This window comes from Janibacter alkaliphilus (assembly GCF_013408565.1).
Taxonomy (GTDB): domain Bacteria; phylum Actinomycetota; class Actinomycetes; order Actinomycetales; family Dermatophilaceae; genus Janibacter; species Janibacter alkaliphilus.
On sequence record NZ_JACBZX010000001.1, the window covers coordinates 2,163,979 to 2,181,462 of the forward strand.

17 protein-coding genes and 2 riboswitches are annotated in these 17,484 nt (G+C 76.0%); of the genes, 8 read left to right on the forward strand and 9 right to left on the reverse strand.

The window, feature by feature from the left end; genetic code table 11:
- Positions 1 to 29: 29 nt before the first annotated feature.
- Positions 30 to 644 carry a cob(I)yrinic acid a,c-diamide adenosyltransferase gene (cobO, locus tag BJY28_RS10480; RefSeq protein WP_179462963.1) on the reverse strand — a complete coding sequence of 205 codons (615 nt, stop codon included), beginning with the start codon at positions 642 to 644 and terminating at the stop codon, positions 30 to 32.
- Positions 644 to 2,848, reverse strand: coding sequence for a VWA domain-containing protein (locus BJY28_RS10485; protein WP_179462964.1), 2,205 nt, complete (start codon positions 2,846 to 2,848; stop codon positions 644 to 646). Before BJY28_RS10485 ends, cobO begins: the two co-directional genes overlap by 1 nt.
- Positions 2,849 to 2,916: 68 nt before the next feature.
- Positions 2,917 to 3,008: riboswitch (adenosylcobalamin (AdoCbl) riboswitch) on the reverse strand.
- Positions 3,009 to 3,193: 185 nt separating this feature from the next.
- On the opposite strand from BJY28_RS10485, the gene cbiE reads away from it, so the two are divergent.
- Together cbiE and cobM are read left to right on the forward strand one after the other, a co-directional pair.
- Complete coding sequence (cbiE, locus tag BJY28_RS16880; RefSeq protein ID WP_179462965.1) at positions 3,194 to 4,513, forward strand: precorrin-6y C5,15-methyltransferase (decarboxylating) subunit CbiE; 1,320 nt, start codon at positions 3,194 to 3,196, stop codon at positions 4,511 to 4,513.
- Positions 4,510 to 5,304 carry a precorrin-4 C(11)-methyltransferase gene (cobM, locus tag BJY28_RS10495; RefSeq protein ID WP_179462966.1) on the forward strand — a complete coding sequence of 265 codons (795 nt, stop codon included), beginning with the start codon at positions 4,510 to 4,512 and terminating at the stop codon, positions 5,302 to 5,304. Before cbiE ends, cobM begins: the two co-directional genes overlap by 4 nt.
- On the opposite strand, the gene BJY28_RS10500 is transcribed toward cobM, so the two are convergent.
- Entirely contained in the window at positions 5,268 to 5,663 is a 396-nt protein-coding gene (locus BJY28_RS10500) for a RidA family protein (protein ID WP_179462967.1), read from the reverse strand. The genes cobM and BJY28_RS10500 overlap by 37 nt on opposite strands.
- 103 nt (positions 5,664 to 5,766) lie before the next feature.
- On the opposite strand from BJY28_RS10500, the gene BJY28_RS10505 reads away from it, so the two are divergent.
- The 5 genes from BJY28_RS10505 to BJY28_RS10525 all read left to right on the forward strand — a co-directional run bounded on the left by BJY28_RS10505 (position 5,767) and on the right by BJY28_RS10525 (position 9,872).
- The gene (locus BJY28_RS10505; RefSeq protein ID WP_179462968.1) at positions 5,767 to 6,762 is read left to right on the forward strand and encodes a helix-turn-helix transcriptional regulator; all 996 of its coding nucleotides are present in this window, start codon (positions 5,767 to 5,769) and stop codon (positions 6,760 to 6,762) included.
- A gap of 210 nt (positions 6,763 to 6,972) precedes the next feature.
- Positions 6,973 to 7,098, forward strand: a riboswitch (cobalamin riboswitch).
- 36 nt (positions 7,099 to 7,134) lie between these two features.
- Entirely contained in the window at positions 7,135 to 7,824 is a 690-nt protein-coding gene (locus tag BJY28_RS10510; protein WP_179462969.1) for an energy-coupling factor ABC transporter permease, read from the forward strand.
- Positions 7,825 to 7,852: 28 nt separating this feature from the next.
- A complete protein-coding gene (locus BJY28_RS10515) occupies positions 7,853 to 8,203 on the forward strand; it encodes an energy-coupling factor ABC transporter substrate-binding protein (protein WP_179462970.1) in 351 nt (116 codons plus the stop codon).
- 3 nt (positions 8,204 to 8,206) lie between these two features.
- Positions 8,207 to 8,962, forward strand: a complete 756-nt coding sequence (gene cbiQ, locus BJY28_RS10520) for a cobalt ECF transporter T component CbiQ (RefSeq protein ID WP_179462971.1) — start codon at positions 8,207 to 8,209, stop codon at positions 8,960 to 8,962.
- Between the two features lie 28 nt (positions 8,963 to 8,990).
- Positions 8,991 to 9,872 carry an energy-coupling factor ABC transporter ATP-binding protein gene (locus tag BJY28_RS10525; protein ID WP_179462972.1) on the forward strand — a complete coding sequence of 294 codons (882 nt, stop codon included), beginning with the start codon at positions 8,991 to 8,993 and terminating at the stop codon, positions 9,870 to 9,872.
- 40 nt (positions 9,873 to 9,912) lie between these two features.
- On the opposite strand, the gene BJY28_RS10530 is transcribed toward BJY28_RS10525, so the two are convergent.
- The 3 genes from BJY28_RS10530 to BJY28_RS10540 form a co-directional block, all read right to left on the reverse strand.
- Entirely contained in the window at positions 9,913 to 10,533 is a 621-nt protein-coding gene (locus BJY28_RS10530) for a WD40 repeat domain-containing protein (protein WP_179462973.1), read from the reverse strand.
- 8 nt (positions 10,534 to 10,541) lie between these two features.
- Complete coding sequence (locus tag BJY28_RS10535) at positions 10,542 to 11,321, reverse strand: WD40 repeat domain-containing protein (RefSeq protein WP_179462974.1); 780 nt, start codon at positions 11,319 to 11,321, stop codon at positions 10,542 to 10,544.
- Between the two features lie 781 nt (positions 11,322 to 12,102).
- Positions 12,103 to 13,560, reverse strand: coding sequence for an nSTAND1 domain-containing NTPase (locus BJY28_RS10540; RefSeq protein ID WP_179462975.1), 1,458 nt, complete (start codon positions 13,558 to 13,560; stop codon positions 12,103 to 12,105).
- Between the two features lie 311 nt (positions 13,561 to 13,871).
- Between BJY28_RS10540 and BJY28_RS16645 the strand changes: the two genes are divergently transcribed.
- Positions 13,872 to 14,003, forward strand: coding sequence for a hypothetical protein (locus BJY28_RS16645; RefSeq protein ID WP_281366926.1), 132 nt, complete (start codon positions 13,872 to 13,874; stop codon positions 14,001 to 14,003).
- Between the two features lie 12 nt (positions 14,004 to 14,015).
- On the opposite strand, the gene BJY28_RS10545 is transcribed toward BJY28_RS16645, so the two are convergent.
- Genes BJY28_RS10545 through BJY28_RS10555 form a run of 3 tightly spaced genes read right to left on the reverse strand, consistent with a single transcriptional unit; the run spans position 14,016 to position 17,475 of the window.
- On the reverse strand, positions 14,016 to 15,596 hold the full coding sequence (locus BJY28_RS10545; RefSeq protein ID WP_179462976.1) for a precorrin-2 C(20)-methyltransferase: 1,581 nt from the start codon (positions 15,594 to 15,596) through the stop codon (positions 14,016 to 14,018).
- A complete protein-coding gene (locus BJY28_RS10550; RefSeq protein ID WP_179462977.1) occupies positions 15,593 to 16,273 on the reverse strand; it encodes a precorrin-8X methylmutase in 681 nt (226 codons plus the stop codon). Before BJY28_RS10550 ends, BJY28_RS10545 begins: the two co-directional genes overlap by 4 nt.
- Entirely contained in the window at positions 16,270 to 17,475 is a 1,206-nt protein-coding gene (locus BJY28_RS10555) for a cobalamin biosynthesis protein CobG (RefSeq protein ID WP_179462978.1), read from the reverse strand. Before BJY28_RS10555 ends, BJY28_RS10550 begins: the two co-directional genes overlap by 4 nt.
- Between the last annotated feature and the right edge of the window lie 9 nt (positions 17,476 to 17,484).

Consider the following 17,484-nt stretch of genomic DNA (forward strand, 5'->3'; position numbering starts at 1 on the left):
CCGTGCACCTCCCGTCGTACGGCGTCCGGTCACCACTCGATGCCCTTCTGCCCCTTCTGCCCCTTGTCGAAGGGGTGAGCGACCTTGGTCATCTCGGTGGCCACGTCGGCGATCGCCAGCAGGTCCGGGTGCGGGTCGCGGCCGGTGATGACGACGTGCTGGTAGCCGGGGCGCTGCTGCAGGGTCTCGACGACCTCGGCCACGTCGACCCAGCCCCACTTCAGGACATAGCTGAACTCGTCGAGGACGTACATCTGGTGCTGCTCGGCGGCCAGTCGTCGCTGGATCTCGGCCCACCCCTCGCGGGCGTCGCGCGCGTGGTCCTCCTCGGTGCCGGCCTTGCGCGACCACGACCAGCCGGAGCCCATCTTGTGCCACTCGACCGGGCCCCCTTCGCCGGTCTGCTCGTGCACCCGGCCGAGGGTGGTCAGCGCCTGCTCCTCGCCGATCCGCCACTTCGCGCTCTTGACGAACTGGAAGACCGCGGTGGACCAGCCCTGGTTCCAGCCGCGCAGCGCCAGGCCGAAGGCGGCCGTGGACTTGCCCTTGCCGGCGCCGTGGTGGACGACCACCAGCGGGCTGTGCCGCCGCTGGCGGGTGGTGCGGCCGTCGTCGGGGGTGGTGGGGACCTGTCCCTGGGGCATCAGGCGGCGCTCCTGCGGTCGGTGCGGTGCGGTCCGGCGGTGCCGTCGGGGCGCGCGCGGTGCTCGTCGACGACATCGACGATCGCTCCGGCGGCGACCTGCTCCAGCGGCACGTGCTCGGCGCGCATCCGGCGGGCCAGGTCGGCCGCCAGACCCATCCGGAAGCGACCGGTCTCGCAGTCGATGACGACGACGTCGGTGTCGGCGGCGGCGCTGCGCGACCACGAGTCGGCCACGCGGCGGGACCGCGCCAGGGCGTCCTCGCCGGCGGTGGCCCGGCCGTCGGTGAGCACGAGCAGCAGGGCGCGCTGGCGGGGGTCGCGGATGCGTTCGCGGGCGATCACCCGGGCTGCCTCGAGCAGGCCCTCGGCGACCGGGGTGCGGCCGCCGTGCGGCAGGTCCTCCAGCCGCGCGGCCGCGGCGTCCACCGAGGTGGTCGGCGGCAGCGCCAGCTCGGCACCCTCCCCGCGGAAGGTGATCAGCCCCACCCGGTCGCGCCGCTGGTAGGCGTCCATGAGCAGCGAGAGCACGGCGGTCTTGACCTCGTCCATCCGCCGGCGGGCGGCCATCGAGCCGGAGGCGTCGACGGCCAGCAGCACGAGGTTGGACTCGCGGCCGCGGGTCACCGCGTGGCGCAGGTCGCCGGCCTGCAGCCGCAGACCGGCCCCCGATCCTTCGCTGGACCTTGACGCGGCGCCCACGTCCGTCCCGGTGGTGGCCCGGCGGGCGGCGCCCGCGGTGAGCGTGGCCAGCAGGTGCACCTTGGCGCCGGCCGGCTCGTGGCCGGGGGCGTGCACGCCGACGGTGCGGCCGGACTCGGTGTAGGCCGCGCTGCGGCGCCCGCTGCGTCCGCTGCCGGTGCCCCGGACGGCGAACCGGCGGGCCCGGTAGGGGGTGCCCGCGGCGGCGACCCCGATCGTGGGTGCCGCGGCCGGGGGAGCCTCGGGGCTGTCCGGCGCGTCGGCGGGCTGGTCCGCCTGGTCGGGTGCGCTCTGGTCGGTCGAGGGGTGCTCGGCCCGGCTGGGATCGGGCTGGTGGGAGGGCTCCGGGTGGCCCTGCGGGTCCTGCGGGCCGGGCTCCGGGGAGCCGACGTCGCCGTCCCCGTCGGGGGTGTCGTCCTGGTCCTCCGGACCGTCTCCGCTGTCGTCCGTGGGGTCCTCGCCGCCGCCGTCCGGGGGCTCCGGCGGCTCCTCGTCGAGCAGCTGGTCGAGCAGCTCCTCGTCCAGGCCCGGGGCGTCGAAGGGGTTGCGGCGTCGGCGGTGCGGCAGCGCCAGCAGCGCGGCGGCGCGGATGTCGGCGCGGGTCACCTCGGTGCGGCCCTGCCACGCCGCGTGCGCGCGAGCGGTCCGTGCGGTGACGATGTCGGCACGCATCCCGTCGACGTCGAAGCCGGCGCACACCCGGGCGACCGTGGCCAGCGCCCGGTCGTCGAGGGTCACCTCGTCCAGCCGGTCGCGGGTGGCGGCGATCCGCGCGGTGAGCTCGGCCTGCTGCGCGGCGTAGTCCCGGGCGAAGGCGGCCGGGTCGGCGTCGTAGGCGAGCCGGCGCCGCACCACCTCGGTGCGCTCCCGGGGCTCGCGGCTGGCGGCGACCTCGACGGTCAGCCCGAAGCGGTCGAGCAGCTGCGGGCGCAGCTCGCCCTCCTCGGGGTTCATCGTGCCGACGAGCACGATCCGCGCCGGGTGGCTGATCGAGACCCCGTCCCGCTCGACGGTGTTGCGGCCCATCGCCGCGGCGTCGAGGAGCAGGTCGACGAGGTGGTCGTGGAGCAGGTTGACCTCGTCGACGTAGAGGATGCCGCGGTGCGCGGTGGCCAGCAGCCCGGGCTCGAAGGCGGCCTCGCCGGCGCCGAGCGCCTTGCGCAGGTCGAGCGAGCCGATCACCCGGTCCTCGGTGGCGCCCACGGGCAGCTCGACCAGCCGGGCCGGGCGCTCCTGGGCGGCAGCGCTCTCGCTCTGGTGCGGGCCGTCCGGGCAGTCCGGCTCCGGGGCCGAGGGGTCGCAGCCGAAGCGGCACCCGGCGATCACCGGCTGGGTGGGGAGCACATCCGCGAGGGCGCGGACCATCGTCGACTTCGCCGTGCCCTTCTCGCCGCGCACGAGGACGCCACCGACCTCGGGTGCGATCGAGGTGAGGATGAGGGCCAGCGACATGTCGTCGGCACCGACGATCGCCGTGAAGGGGTACGGGGTCCGCTGCTGCATCGTGCTCCTGAAGCGAGTGTCCGCGCTCGCCGCGTGGTCGGGACCCGGGCACGGGCGCGTGCGCGGGTGACCCCGGGCGACGTCCTGGCTCTCCCCGACGGTGGGGTCTCACAGTGGCGGGACCGCTCCGGAGTCGCACCGGATTCCTCGCCCTGGGGTCGCCGCTCATGGTCTCACACGCCGTCGGTCGGGCTCGTGCAGCGTGAGCGGAGGCGACCGGGGGTGGCCGCGCAGCGAGTGACGCGTGGGGTCGAGGTGATCCACGCCCGCCAGAGCGGCGCGGAACACCTCGACCGACGGTCGTCCTCGGGCGGCGCGGTCTCGTCGGCGGCCTACAGTGGCGCCGTGATCGACGTCGTGGGCATCAGCGCCGCGGGCTGGGAGGCTCTCGGGCCGGGCGAGCGTGCGCTGCTCGAGGGGGCCAGGGTGATCGTCGGCGGCGAGCGGCACCTGGCGCTGCTCCCCGAGCACGTCGCGGCCGAGCGACGCACCTGGCCGCGGCCGCTGCGCGAGGGTCTGCCGGACCTGCTCGCCTCGCTCGGCCAGCCCGCCGACGCCGACAGCCGCTCGGGCGCCGGTGTCGTCGCGCTCGCCAGCGGCGACCCCCTTCGCTCCGGGATCGCCAGCACCCTCATCGACCTGCTCGGCGCGGACCAGGTGAGGGTCCACCCCTCGCTGGCCTCCGACACCCTCGCCCGGGCACGGATGGGCTGGTCCGCCGAGCGTGTCGAGGTGATCACCACCGTCGGCCGGGACCTGCGTCGGGTGCTGCCCTCCCTCGCGCCCGGCGCCCGCCTCGTGGTGCTCCTCTCCGACGGCAGCGGGCCGGCCGAGCTGGCGGCGCTGCTCACCGACCGGGGCTGGGGTGCTTCTCGGGTGACCGCCTGGTGGCACCTCGGCGGTGACGACGAAGGGAGCGCCCGCTCCCGGGCCAGCACGTGGGAGCTGCCGCGCACCCCCGACCTCGTGCTGTGCTGCGTCGAGGCCGCCCCCGACGATGCATCCACCGACGGTACGGCCGACGAGAGCGGCGCGGAGACCACGACCGCCGCAGCGCTCGGGCCGGTGCCCGGGCGACCCGAGGCCACCTTCGCCAGCGACGGGCAGATCACCAAGCGCGACGTGCGGGCCAGCGCCTTGGCCCACCTGCGCCCGGCCGACGGCGGCCACCTGTGGGACCTCGGGGCCGGCAGCGGTGCCGTCGGCATCGAGTGGTGCCTGGCCGCGCCACGGACGCGCTGCACCAGCGTCGAGCGCGACCCCGGGCGCGCGGCCCGGATCCGTGCCACCGCCGACGACCTCGGGGTCGGGGCCCGGCTCACCGTGCTCACCGCCGACCTCGCCGACGGGCTGGACGTCGTGCTCGGGGACGGCGGCGACGCGGCCCCGGACGCGGTCTTCGTCGGCGGGGGCCTCACCGAGGAGCTGGCCGACGAGGCGTGGACGCGGCTGCCGGTCGGCGGCCGGTTCGTCGCGCACGCCGTGACCCTGCAGACCGAGGCCGTGCTCGTCGCGCTGCACGGCCGCACCGGCGGGGCGCTGACCCGGCTGTCGGTCGAGCACGCCCGGCCGCTGGGGCGCTACCTGTCGTGGACCCCGGCGCGCCCTGTCGTCCAGCTCGCCGCGGTCCGCACCCGGTCCGGCATCACCGAAGGAGAGGCATGACCGTCCACTTCATCGGCGCCGGGCCCGGCGCCGCCGACCTGCTCACCGTGCGCGCGACGCGCCTGCTGCAGGCCAGCCCGGTGTGCCTCTACGCCGGCACCTACCTCGACGAAGCGGTGCTGGCGCACTGCCCACCGGGAGCCGACCTCGTCGACACCCAGGGCATGAACCTCGACGCGATCACCGCGCGGATGGTCGCCGCCCACGAGGCCGGCGAGGACGTCGCCCGGCTGTGCAGCGGCGACCCCAGCGTCTACTCCGCCATGGCCGAGCAGGCCCGCCGGCTGGACGCTGCCGGGGTGCCCTGGGACGTCACCCCGGGCGTCCCGGCCTACGCGGCCACCGCGGCGCTCGTCGGGCGCGAGCTGACCGTGCCCGAGGTGGCCCAGTCGGTCGTGCTCACCCGGGCCCAGCGGGACTCCACGGCCATGCCGGAGGGGGAGGAGCTCGCCGCCTTCGCCGCCACCGGCGCCACCCTCGTGCTGCACCTGGCGATCCGGCACACCCGCCGGCTCGCCGAGGAGCTGACCGCGCACTACGGCGCCGACTGTCCGGTGGTCGTCGGCTCGCAGGTCAGCGGGCCGGACGAGCTCGTGCTGCGCGGACGCCTCGGCGACATCGCCGACCAGGTCGAGGCGCACGGGCTGCGCCAGGCCGCGGTGATCATCGTCGGGTGGGCGCTGGAGGCCGAGGGCTTCGTCGAGTCGCACCTCTACTCCTCGCGGCGGGCGCGCGCCGAGGGCGGCCCGGCCGGTCAGTCCACGGCCGTCCCCTCCAGCTCGACGACCTGACCCGGCACCGCCAGCCGGACCACCTGGAGCATCGTCGTCGGCGGGGCCACCCCGGCTGCGGCGAGACGCCCGGCCAGCACGCCGTAGTGCGGCATGAGCGCGTCGATGTCGGTGGCGTAGACGGTCAGCCGCACGAGGTTGCCCAGGCTCATCCCGGCGTCGGCGAGCACGGCCTCGAGGTTGTCCAGACTGAGCGCCAGCTGCCCGGCGGGGTCGCCCTCGTGCTGCGGCACCCCGTCGGGGTCCATCGCCGTCTGCCCGGAGCAGAAGAGGGTGCGGCGCTGCCCGCTGACCACCTCGCCCTGGTTGAAGCCCAGCTCCTGCGACCAGGTCACCGGGTTCACCGCGGTGCGTTCCATGCTCGTCTCCGATCCGTCCGTGGCCCACCGGTGCGGGCCATCGGGAGCAGCCTGCGGCCCATATGCGACACCTTGTGTCGGGTATCTCGCCTAGTCTCGCGCCATGCGTGCGGACCGGCTCGTCTCGCTCGTCCTGCTGCTGCGGCAGCGCGGGCTGACCAGCGCGACGGCGCTCGCGGCCGAGCTCGAGGTGACCACCCGCACGATCCAGCGGGATGTCGAGGCGCTCTCGGCGGCGGGGGTGCCGGTCTACGCCGAGCGCGGCCCGCTCGGCGGGTACGCGCTGCTGCCCGGTTTCCGGGCCGAGCTCACCGGTCTCACCGACGACCAGGCGGTGGCGGTGCTCGCGGCCGGGTCGGGCCGTGCCCTCGGGCTCGGCGGGGCGCACGCCGCGGCGCTGCGCAAGGTCCTTGACGCGCTGCCCGAGGAGCGCCGCGGAGGGGCGCGGGAGGCCGCCCGCCGCATCCTCGTGGCGCCCGAGACCGACCTGCTGGCCCGGCCAGTGCTCCCGCCGGAGATCCCCGCCGAGGTGCTCGTCGAGGTCCGCCGCGCGGTGCTGGACGGCCGACAGCTGCGGCTGCGCTACGCCCGTCCTGGCCGGGCGGCGACCTGGCGCACCGTCGAGCCGGTCGGCCTCGTCGTCGCCGGCGAACGCAGCTATCTGCTGGCGACCGCGGCGGGGGAGGACCGGACCTACCGGCTGTCCCGGGTGCAGGCCGCCGAGGCGCTCGCCGAGCCGGCCGAACGGGCCGAGGAGATCGACCTCCCCGCGCTGTGGCGCGAGCGCAGCGAGCGCTTCCGGGGTGAGGACACCCTGACGGTGGTGGTGCGGGTGCGCGAGGAACGACGCGCCCAGCTGGTCGGGAGCGCGGTCGCGCTCGTCGCCGAGCGTCCGGACGGAGGCGACCGCATCGGTAGCCCCAGGGACGACCACGAGCAGTCCCCGGGGTGGACCACGCTGGAGCTGACCTTCCAGGACGAGCGGCACGCCGACTGGGCGCTGTGGCGGCTGGGCGACGAGGCCGAGGTGCTCTTGCCCGAGGCCCTGCGCGCCCGGCTGCGCGAGCGAGCGCTCCGTCTGGCCGCCGCCCTCGCCTGACCGGCCTCCGCCCTCGCCTGACCTGGTCGCCCGTGCTGCATCTCTCGGTGCTGGACCCGTAGCGCCCCCGAGATGCCGCGGACAGCCACGGCGGTCGAGGCAGGCATGCAGCACGGCGGACCACCTCGCGCAGGCTCGTGGCCGTGCGCAGCGCCCCGAGCGTCGGGTCGGAGGATCCCGCGCCGCCCGGCGACGCCTGGGCCCTGCGGACGGCACGCGCTACGCTGCGCTCGCCGACGTCGACCCGATGAGGAACCCGGTGAGAGTCCGGGACGGTCGCGCCACTGTGAGCGGGTCTTCCGCGAGTCAGGAACTCACCGACGCCCGGCATGTCACCCCGGGACGCGTCATCCCGGGAGAGAGTGAGTGCGCATGCACATCGCCGAGGGTTTCCTGCCACCGGTCCACGCCGCCGCGTGGACGGTCGTGGCCGCCCCCTTCGTCGTCCACGGCGCCCGCGCTGTCGTCAAGGTGGTGCGGGAGCAGCCGAACGCCCGCATCCTCCTCGGCGCCGCCGGCGCCTTCACCTTCGTCATGTCGGCGATCAAGCTGCCGTCGGTCACCGGCTCCAGCTCGCACCCGACCGGCACCGGGCTGGGCGCGATCCTCTTCCGGCCGCCGGTGATGGCGCTGCTGGGCACGATCGTCCTGCTCTTCCAGGCGCTGCTGCTCGCCCACGGCGGCCTGACCACCCTGGGCGCCAACGCCATCGCCATGGCCGTCGTCGGGCCCTGGGCCGGCTACGGCGTCTACCGGCTGCTCGCCGCCGCGCCGCTGAGCGTCAAGGTCTTCTGCGCGATGGCGGTGGCCAACCTCGCGACCTACGTCACCACCTCCACCCAGCTGGCGCTGGCCTTCCCCGAGGGCGGCTTCCTCGAGGCGTGGGGGCGCTTCCTCGGGGTCTTCGCGGTCACCCAGATCCCGCTGGCGATCGTCGAAGGGATCATCGGCGTCCTCGTCGTCAACGCCCTGCTCAGCTGGGCCCGCCCCGAGCTGCGTGACCTCGGCGTCGTCGGCGACCCGACGACCGCCCGGACCGGGGAGGAGGCCGCCCGTGCGTGACACCGACCCTGGGTGTGACACCACGCCCGTGCGCGAGACCAGGCCCCTGTCGAAGGGGGTCGTGTGGGCCCTGCTGGCCCTGGCCGCTCTCGTCGTGGCGATCGCCCTCGTCCTCGGCGCCCGCGCCGCGGCCGGCGAGGAGGAGCCCTTCGGCGGCACCGACGCCGCCGTTACCGAGCAGATCGAGGAGGACGGCCACGAGCCGTGGTTCGAGCCGATCATCGCGCCCGCCGGCGGCGAGATCGAGTCCGGTCTCTTCGCCCTGCAGGCCGGTCTGGGCGGCATCGTCCTCGGCTACGCCTTCGGCGTGCTGCGCGAGCGGCGCCTCCGCGGCGACGGGGACGTCGACGGTGCCGGGGACATGGACAGGGACGGCTAGGCCGTGCAGCTCGACGACGCTGCCTGGAGCAGCCCGTGGCGGCGCCGCTCGGTCGCCGAGAAGGCGCTGCTGTGCCTCGGGCTGCTCCTGGTCGCCGCGACCACCGGCTCCCCGGTGGTCGCGGCAGTCGTCGGGCTGCTGGTCACCGGGCTGGCCCTGCTGACCGCGATGGTGCCGCCCGGGCTGTGGTGGCGGGTGCTGCTCGGCCCGGCGGTCTTCGTCGCCGTCGGTGCGGTGACCGTCGCCCTCGACCTCGGCGCGGCCACCGGCAGCGACGTCTGGCGGCTGGGGCCGGTCGGCATGACCACCAGCGGCGTCGAGACCGCGCTGCTGGTCAGCCTGCGGGCGCTCGCCGCGACCAGCGCGATGCTGCTGCTCGCGGCCACCACCCCGATGGTCGAGGTGCTCTCCGCACTGCGCCGGGTGGGTGTGCCCGGGCCGGTGGTCGACGTCGCCGCGGTGATGTACCGGATGATCTTCGGGCTGCTGGAGGCCATGGCGGCGATCCGGGAGGCGCAGGCCGGCCGGCTCGGCTACGCCTCCGGACACGCCGCCCGCCGCTCCCTCGGGCAGCTCGTCGCCGCGGTCATGGTCCGTGCCTGGACCCGGGCTGCCCGGCTCGAGGACGGCCTCGCCGGACGCGGCGGGGTCGAGGCGGTGCCTATGGTGCCCGCCCGGCCGGTCTCGCTCCCCTTCGCGCTGGCCGCGGTCGTGCTCGTCACGGTGACCGGCGCGGCGTCGGTGCTGGTGGCGCTGTGAGGCCGCCGCAGGCGATGATGAGCCGGCCATGACCCACCGCCTCGGCTCCTGGAGCCCGCCCGACGACACCGATACCGCGCTCGCGGTCCGCGGCGTGCACGCCGGCCACCCCGGGGCGCCGGACGTCCTCGACTGCGTCAGCGCGAGCATCGGCGCCGGGGTGCGCACCGCACTGCTCGGGGCGAACGGCTCCGGCAAGACCACCCTGCTGCGGGTGCTCTCCGGGGTCCACCGGCCGACCGAGGGGCACGTCATCAGCGGCGGCGCGGTGCTGGCCCACGACCGGAGGGGCCTGACCGCGCACCGTCAGCGGGTGCAGCTCGTGCTGCAGGACCCCGACGACCAGCTCTTCAGCGCGGACGTGCGCTCCGACGTCGGCTACGGCCCGACCAACCTCGGTCTCGGCGCGGCCGAGGTCGCCGCCCGGGTGGACGAGGTGCTCGACCTGCTCGGCATCACCGACCTCGCCGACCGCCCGGTGCACCGGCTCAGCTACGGGCAGCGCAAGCGGGTGGCGATCGCCGGGGCGCTGGCCATGCAGCCGCAGGTGCTGCTGCTCGACGAGCCGACCGCCGGCCTCGACCCGGTCGGGGTGCAGGAGATGCTCGCCGCGCTGGCGACCCTGGAGGAGCACGGTACGACGGTCGTGCTCGCCACCCACGACGTCGACCTCGCCTGGGCCTGGGCCGAGGAGGTGCTGCTCGTCGTCGACCACGTCGTGCATCAGGGCAACGTCGTCGACGCGCTCACCGACGAGGCGCTGCTTGCCTCGGCCCGGCTGCACACCCCGTGGATGGTCGACCTGCTGAGCCGGCTGGGGCTCCCGGTCCCGGCCGACGGGCGACCACGGACCGTCACCGACGTGGCCGACGCGGTCGCGACGAGGGCGCCGGCACCCGCGGACCGCTGAGGATCGGCTCGCGCGTCGGCCGGGCGGCGACGACCTACGCTCAGCCCGCGCACGGGTCCTGGAAGCCGGAGCCCCGGACGTGCTGGCTCCACTCGTCCTCGGTCAGCGGGTCGCCGAGCTCTCGGCAGACCCGGTCGGCGACGCTGTCGACGTCGAGCGACCAGACGTTCACCCGGGCGTTGGTGCCGCCGGCCATGATCGTGTCGCCGCGCGGGTTGAAGCCCACGCCGAAGAGCCCGCCGTCGATCGGGCCGAGCACGGCGTGCTCGCGCGGGTGCGCCCGGTCGGTGATGTCCCAGACCCAGGCCTGACCCGCGTTCGTCGTCGCGACGACCTGGCCGCCGTCCGGGGAGAATGCCGCCCACTGGATGAGCGACGACGGGCCGACCAGCGGTGGACCGACGCGGCTCGGCTCCGTGGGCTCGCCGATGTCCCACAGCTGCAGCTCGCCCTCCGAGCCACCGATCGCCAGCACGCTGCCCTCGGGGGAGAAGGCGACGGCGGGCTGCCGGATGTCCGACTGGGTGATCTCGGCGAGCAGCACCGGTTCCGTGGCGTCGGCGACGTCGACGAGCCGGACGACCCCGTCCACATGGGTCACCGCGACGACCGGGTCCGTCGGGCTCCAGACGAGCGTGGACGCCTCGCTGTCCGAGGGCACCCGCGCGGTCACCTCGGGCCGAGCCGCATCGCCGGCGTCGACGATGACGAGCTCGCCGTCCCGACCGCCGCGAGGGTCTCGCTGTCCGGCGCCCAGGCCAGATCGGTCATGACGCCCGGTCCGTCTCCCCGTGTGCGACCTTCCAGGCTCGGGTCGGACAGGTCGGCGCCGTAGACGGCGATGTGCCCGTCGTCCCGGGCGAGGGCGACGTGCTCGCCCGAGGATGAGATCCCCCCGGCGCCGGTGATCTCATCCTCCCGCAGGATCGCCGGCTCCTCCTGGGCGGGCAGGAACCCGCCCGGCACGCTCACCGAGCGCGCGAACCCGGGCCCGACGGCCACGGTGGCCCCGGACTCGCCGGAGGTGGTGACGTTGAAGACCGTGTGCGGGGTGGTGACGAAGCCTTCGGCCGGCTCGGTCCACACCCGCACCGCCCCGTCGTCGGCGGTGGTGACGAGGGTGTCGTCGTCGGCGAACTCGGCGCCGGAGACGATGCCGCCGTGCGGCAGGGTGCCGATCTCGGACCAGTCCGCGGTGTCGTAGAGGCGGACCGTGTCGTCGGAGGCACCGGCGGCCAGCACGTCGCCGTCGACGCTGAAGCTCACCGCGTTCACCCAGCTGCCGAAGGGCTGATCGGGACCCTCGAGGCCGTCCGGCTCTGCGGGGTCGGTGACGTCCCAGACCATGACGAGGTTGTCGACGACGGTGCCGACCACCAGCACGGACGAGTCCGGCGCGAAGGTGAGCGGACGGGCCCGGGCGTCGCCGGGCATCGTCAGCGTGCTCACCCTGCGGGAGGTGCCGCGGTCGAACACGTGGACCAGCCCCGTGTCGTCGGAGGCCGCCAGCGCAGCGCCGTCGTCGCTGTAGGCCAGGCCCCAGGTCTGGTCGGCGTCGACTGGATAGGCCGGCAGGGCGCGGGCCGGCCGGTCCCTCCAGCTCGTGCACCACCTGCGGCTGGTCCGCGGTGAGGTCCCACAGGGTGATCCCGACCGTGGCGGTGCCCACCGCGAGCAGCCGGCCGTCGGGTGAGATGTCCAGCGTGTAGGTCTCGCCGCCGACGGGAAGCGTGGCGGACTCGACGAACCCGCCGGACTCCCCGGCGGTGTAGAGGGTGACGTCGTCGGTGGTGGTGGTCGACGCCGCGACGAGGTCGCCGTCCGGTGAGACGGCCACCGCCTTCGCCCCCGGGTGGTCCGACGAGGCGCTGCGGCAGGTTCTGGCTGCCCAGCTCCAGGACGGCCGAGCGGGCGTCCAGCGTGGGCGCGATCCGGTAGGCGGACAGGGCCAGCCGCGCGGCGACCGAGGGGTCGCGACCGGCGAGGCTCTGCGCGGACACCGCGACCTGCCGGGAGAGCGCACGGCTCCGGGCGCTCTGCGCGTCGTCGCGGGCGAGCCCTGCCTGCTGTCCCTGGTAGACCGCGACGCCCGCCAGCACCGAGGTGACAAGGGCCACCACCACGGCCGCCGCCAGCAGCGCGCGGCGGCGCCGCACGCGCCGGCGGCCGAGGGTGGCCCGGCGCTCGGCCTCGGCCCGGCTCGCGTCGAGGTAGCGGCGCTCCAGCGGGGTCAGCAGGACGGTGCTCCGGTCGGCCAGGGCGGAGAAGCGGTCGTAGGCCGAGCCGCGGGCGACGTCCCCGACGACCCGTCCGTGCTCGTCCCACGGGGTGGCGGCGTCGCGCAGCTGGGCCTGGGCTCGAGGTCGGCGCGGGCGTCCTCGATCCACCGGGTCAGCCGCGGCCACGCCGTCAGCAGCGACTCGTGAGCCAGCTCGACCTGGTCGGTGGAGACGCTGAGCAGGCGGGCCGCGGTGAGGTGCTCGACGAGGTCGGTCTGCGGGACGGTCGCCGTGAGGTCGGCCAGCTCGTCCTTCGTCGCGGACCGGCGGGTGAGCGGCCCCTCGTGGGAGACGTTGACCAGGCGGAGCAGCAGGTGCCGCAGCACCTCGCGGGCCTCGGGGTCGAGGCCGGCGTAGGCGGCCTCGGCGGTCTGCTCGATGGCGCCGGTGATCCCGCCCGCGGCCCGGTAGTCCGCCACGCTCAGGGCGCCCTGGCCGGCCGCCTCCCAGGTCGCCCGCAGCGCGGTGGACAGGTGGGGCAGCAGGCCCTGGTGGCCGGTGGCGCTGTAGCCCCGGGCCTCGGTGACGACGACCTCCAGGAGCGCATCCGGCATCGTCGCCCCCGCCGCCCGCGCCGGCTCGACGACCGCCCGCCGCAGCTCGTTCTCGCTCATCGGGCCGACGACGACCTGCGAGCCCTGCAGCACCTCGCGCAGCCGGGGGTCCGTGGCGGCCGGTTCGTAGTAGTCCGAGCGGAGCACGAGCAGGACCGTCCGGTCGGGGACCGGCGCCAGGGCCGCGTCGACGTAGCGGTCGCGCACGGACCGTTCGACGCCCGCGCCGAGGATCTGCTCGAAGCGGTCGACGATCATTAGGGTGGGGCCCGGGACGGCGGAGCGCAGCCGCTCCAGCTCGGTGTCCGGGTCGCTGCCGGCGGCGATCGTCTCGATCTGCCAGCCCTGGTCGGCCAGGCGCGGACCCACGCCGGCCTGGACCAGAGAGGTCTTGCCGCTGCCTGACGAGCCGACGAGGATCCGCACCGTCGGCTCGCGGCCCTCGACGATCGATCCCACCATCGTGGCGACGATGTCCTCGCGCCCGAAGAAGGTGTCTCTCTGCTCCTGCGAGAAGGGGGCCAGCCCGGGGTAGGGGGACGGTCCGAGCTCCTTGTGCGCCCGGATCCGCCGGGTGGCCTCGATCCAGGGAGCGTCGTCGGTCACCTCCAGCGCCGCGAGCAGCGCCCGGAAGGCGGGCAGCTGCCGGGGCGCCGGCACCGAGTCGCCCCGGCACCAGGAGGCGATGGTGCTGTAGACGACCGCGTCCTGCTCGCCGACGCGCTGGCGGACCTCCGTCTCGAGGGACCGGACCGATCTGTCCTCGCGGAGCCCGGTCAGCAGCTCGCCGAGCGCCTGCCGGTCGGTGATGGTCTCGACGGACGGGACATCGGGTCCATGCAGGCTCCGGGTCACGGGTGCTCCTCGGCCCCTCGGCTCGTTGCGGCGAGTGTAGGGCGGTTCCCATCCTCGGTGTGCGGATCCGGGCGACGCCGTGATCGGGGCGTGCGAGGTCGTGCGATCTGGCCCCAGAACCTCGTCGTGGCGCGGCGCGTGGCGCAGTCTCGTGCCCGGAGAGGCCGGCGGTGACCACGCGCGCGGCCGGTCGCACGACCGGACCGGGGGGAGCGCCAGGGGTCACCGGCCGAGGACTCTCCGCCCGTCCCGACGGCCGCCGGCAGGGAGGCGGCCGTCGGGACGTATCCCCAGGGAGCGAGGAGGGCATGGTGAGCGTCCACCGGCAGGGACGAGGTGCTGCGCGGGTCGAGGCCCGGCGGCGCCTGACCGGAGAGGACCGGCGCTTCGCCCGTCAGCTGCGCCGACGTCGCCGCGGGCGGTGGTGGCTCGCCGCCCGGTGAGGCCGGGCGCCGTCAGCGCTGGTCCTGAGACCGCGGCGTCCAGACCCGCCCGTCCGCGGTCACCCGGGTGCTGGAGGCACCGACGACGACGAGGCAGCCCATGTCGACGGCCGCGACGTCGAGGTCACCGAGGGTGGTGACGGTCACTGACTCCTCCTCGCGCCCGACGTGCCGGGCGACGACGACCACCCGCTGCGGGCCGACCTCGGTCACGAGCAGGTCGCGGGCGTGCCCGAGGGTGTCCGGGCGGGAGCGGGAGCGCGGGTTGTAGAGGGCGAGGGTGACGTCGCGGGAGGCCAGCGCGACGAGCCGGTCGGCGAGGACCTCCCACGGCTTGAGGTTGTCGCTGAGGTTGACCAGGGCGTGGTCCCCGCCGAGCACCGCCCCGACGAGGGCCGAGGCGGCGTGCGCCGCGGTCACCCCGGGCAGCACCCGCACCGGCACGTCGCCGTACGCCGGGTCCTCCTCGACGGCGCGCTCGCGCGCCTCGAAGAGCGCCGTCGCCATCCCGAAGACCCCGGCGTCGCCGCCGCTGACCAGCGCCACGTCCTCGCCGCCGCGGGCCAGGTCCAGCGCCAGCCTGCCGCGGTCGAGCTCGACGGTGTTGCCCGAGGCGTGCCGGGTCAGGCCCGCCCGCTGCGGCACCCGGGCGACGTAGGGGGCGTAGCCGACGACGTGGTCGACCCGGGCCAGCATCGCGCTCGCCTCCGGGGTCAGCCAGCGCTCCGGGCCGGGCCCGAGCCCGACGACGTGCACGGTGCCGGGCCCGGCGGCGCGCTCGCCCCCCACCGCGGGGGCGAGCTCGCGGTAGGCCGCGGCCCGCCCGGCGGCGTCGGCGCGCACGTCCACCCCGGGGACGACGACGATCGACATGTACGGCACCGCGTCGGCGTCGACGTCGGCCACCGGCAGCACCCGCTGCCCCTCCCGGCTGGCCCTCTCGACGTAGACGGCCCGCTCCAGCACCCCGGCCTGGCGCAGCGCCTCGCGCACCCCGTCGAAGGTGCGCCCGAGCTTCATGACGATCGCCGCGTCCGTGTCCGCCAGCCGCCGCGCCAGCTCGGGCACCGGCAGCGTCCCGGGCAGCACCGTGACCGTGTCCTCGTGCCGGGACATCCCGGTGCCGACGGCGGCCGAGGCCGCGGCCATCGCGGTCACCCCGGGCACCACGGTCGTCGGGAAGTCCTCGCGCAGCGCGTCGTGGACGTACATGAAGGAGCCGTAGAAGAGCGGGTCGCCCTCGGCCAGGCAGACGATCGAGCGTCCCGCGGCCAGGTGCTCCCGGAAGCGCTCGGCGCACTCGTCGTAGAAGTCGGCCAGCGCCCCGTAGTAGCCGCCCGGGTGGTCGGTCGTCCCGGTCGTCACCGGGTAGACCAGCGCCTCCTCGATCACCCCGTCGGCGATGTGCCCGGCCGCAATCCGGCGCGCGGTCGACTCCCGGTGCGCCGCCCGGTGGTAGGCCACGACGTCGGCGCTGGCGATGAGCCCGGCCGCGCGCAGGGTGATCAGGCCCGGGTCGCCCGGACCGACCCCGACGCCGTAGAGGTGCCCGGGGACCGCCCGGTGGTCACCGGCGACCGGGATGTCGCTCATGCCAGCTCGTCGTCGTCGGCGATGGCGTTGACCGCGGCCGCGGCCATCGCCGACCCGCCGCGCCGCCCGTGGACGACCATCCACGGCACCTGCTCGCCGCCCGAGGTGCCGGGCAGGGAGTGCTCGGCCAGGGCCACCTTCGACTCGGCGGAGCCGATGAAGCCGACCGGCATGCCGATGATCGCCGCCGGGCGGGGCGCGCCGTCGGCGAGCAGCTCCAGCAGGTGGAAGAGGGCGGTCGGGGCGTTGCCGACGGCCACCACGGCGCCCTCGAGCCGCTCGCCCCACAGCGAGACCGCGGCGGCCGCCCGGGTGGTGGAGAAGTCCAGGGCGAGGTCGGCCACCCCCGGCTCGCGCAGGGTGCACACCACCGGGTTGTCCGCCGGCAGCCGGCGGCGGGTGATGCCCGAGGCGAGCATGTTGCTGTCGGTGAGCACGTGCGCCCCGGCGGCCAGGGCCCGGCGGGCGGCACCGACGGCGTCCGGGTGCGCGGCCAGGTCAGGCAGCACGCTGGTGTCGCCGGAGGCGTGCACGATCCGGACGGCGACCCCGTGCTGGTCGGCCGGCAGCCCGCTGAGGTCGAGCTCGCTGCGGATCGTGGCGAAGCTGCGCCGGTAGATCTCCAGCCCGTCGGTGACGTAGTCGTAGCGGCGGGTCGGCTTGCCGGGCGTGCTCAACGGTCCTCCTGGTCTGTGGTGCGGGACCGGGTCATCATCGCGCGCTGCGCGGCGAGGACCGCATCCGGCCCTGCGGGCGAGTCCACCCGCAGGTGCTCCCGCGCCGGGTGGCCGCAGGCGCGCTCGCAGCCGATGACGTGCACCGGCGGCCCGGCCGGGTCGATCCGCGGTGCCGCCTCCCGGGCGATGTCCCGGGTGGGTACGTCGGTGCGGGCGCAGCCGGGGGCCCCGGCGCAGGCGCTGAGCACCGTCCACGGCGAGCTCGGGTCGAGCACGAGACCGCTCGCGGTGAGGCGCTCGGGCACATCGCTCGTGCTGCTGTCCGTGCCGGCAGCGCCGTCCGCGACCGGCACCAGCACCGCCCGCCACGGGGTGAGCTGCACCTCGGCGGCGACCTCGGCGAGCGCGTCGACCTGGGGCGGGGTGAGCAGGCCCAGCGGGGCCAGCGCGAGCAGCCCACGGTCCGGCGCGGTCTCGGTCGTCGCGCCGGGCAGCGGTCCCGGCAGCGGGGGAGCGGCGGGGTGCGGCGAGGCCGGGACTGATCCGGGCAGCAGCCCGGCCCGGACGTCGGCGGCGAGGTCGGCGACGTTCCAGGCGCGGGCCCCCGGGCGCGCGGCGAGGAAGCGGTGGATCACCGCGAGCACGACCTGCGGAGCCCGGGCGGCGGGGACGGTCAGCGAGCGTCCGTCGACGAGCACCGTCGCCTGCGCGGTGTCCGCGGCGTCGACGACCACCGCGAGGTCCCAGGGCTCGGCGAGCACCGGACCGTCCGGGCCGGCCACCGCCAGCAGGAACCGCCCCGGCAGCCCGGCCGCCACGTCGTCGGCGAGCAGCGCCGCATCGAGCGCGGCCACCATCGCCCGGACCTGCGGGTCGCCGGGGTCGGCGACGATGTTGCGGGCCCGGTCGTGCGCCGCCGAGGGCACCAGACCGAGCTCCCCGACGGTGGTGATGATCTCGGCCGGCAGCACCTCCGGCAGCCCGCGCAGCTGCAGCGAGCCGCGCGAGGTCAACGTGAGGTCGGGGTCGCCGTGCGTGCCGGCGAGGGCCGAGACCGCGCGCAGCGTCGCCGTGGGCAGCCAGCCGCCGGGGACCCGCAGCCGGACCATCGCCCCGTCCGCGGAGACGAAGGGGGAGAGCAGCCCGGGGCAGCGGTCGGCGCCGGAGCGGGCCGGTGCGGTGGCGGGGGTCGGCGTGGCCACGGCGCACGA

Coding starts and splice junctions, on each gene's coding strand:
- cobO (WP_179462963.1), bottom strand. CDS start 644: ATGCCCCAGGGACAGGTCCCCACCACCCCCGACGACGGCCGCACCACC.
- BJY28_RS10485 (WP_179462964.1), bottom strand. CDS start 2,848: ATGCAGCAGCGGACCCCGTACCCCTTCACGGCGATCGTCGGTGCCGAC.
- cobM (WP_179462966.1), top strand. CDS start 4,510: ATGACCGTCCACTTCATCGGCGCCGGGCCCGGCGCCGCCGACCTGCTC.
- BJY28_RS10500 (WP_179462967.1), bottom strand. CDS start 5,663: ATGGAACGCACCGCGGTGAACCCGGTGACCTGGTCGCAGGAGCTGGGC.
- BJY28_RS10505 (WP_179462968.1), top strand. CDS start 5,767: ATGCGTGCGGACCGGCTCGTCTCGCTCGTCCTGCTGCTGCGGCAGCGC.
- BJY28_RS10510 (WP_179462969.1), top strand. CDS start 7,135: ATGCACATCGCCGAGGGTTTCCTGCCACCGGTCCACGCCGCCGCGTGG.
- BJY28_RS10525 (WP_179462972.1), top strand. CDS start 8,991: ATGACCCACCGCCTCGGCTCCTGGAGCCCGCCCGACGACACCGATACC.
- BJY28_RS10545 (WP_179462976.1), bottom strand. CDS start 15,596: ATGAGCGACATCCCGGTCGCCGGTGACCACCGGGCGGTCCCCGGGCAC.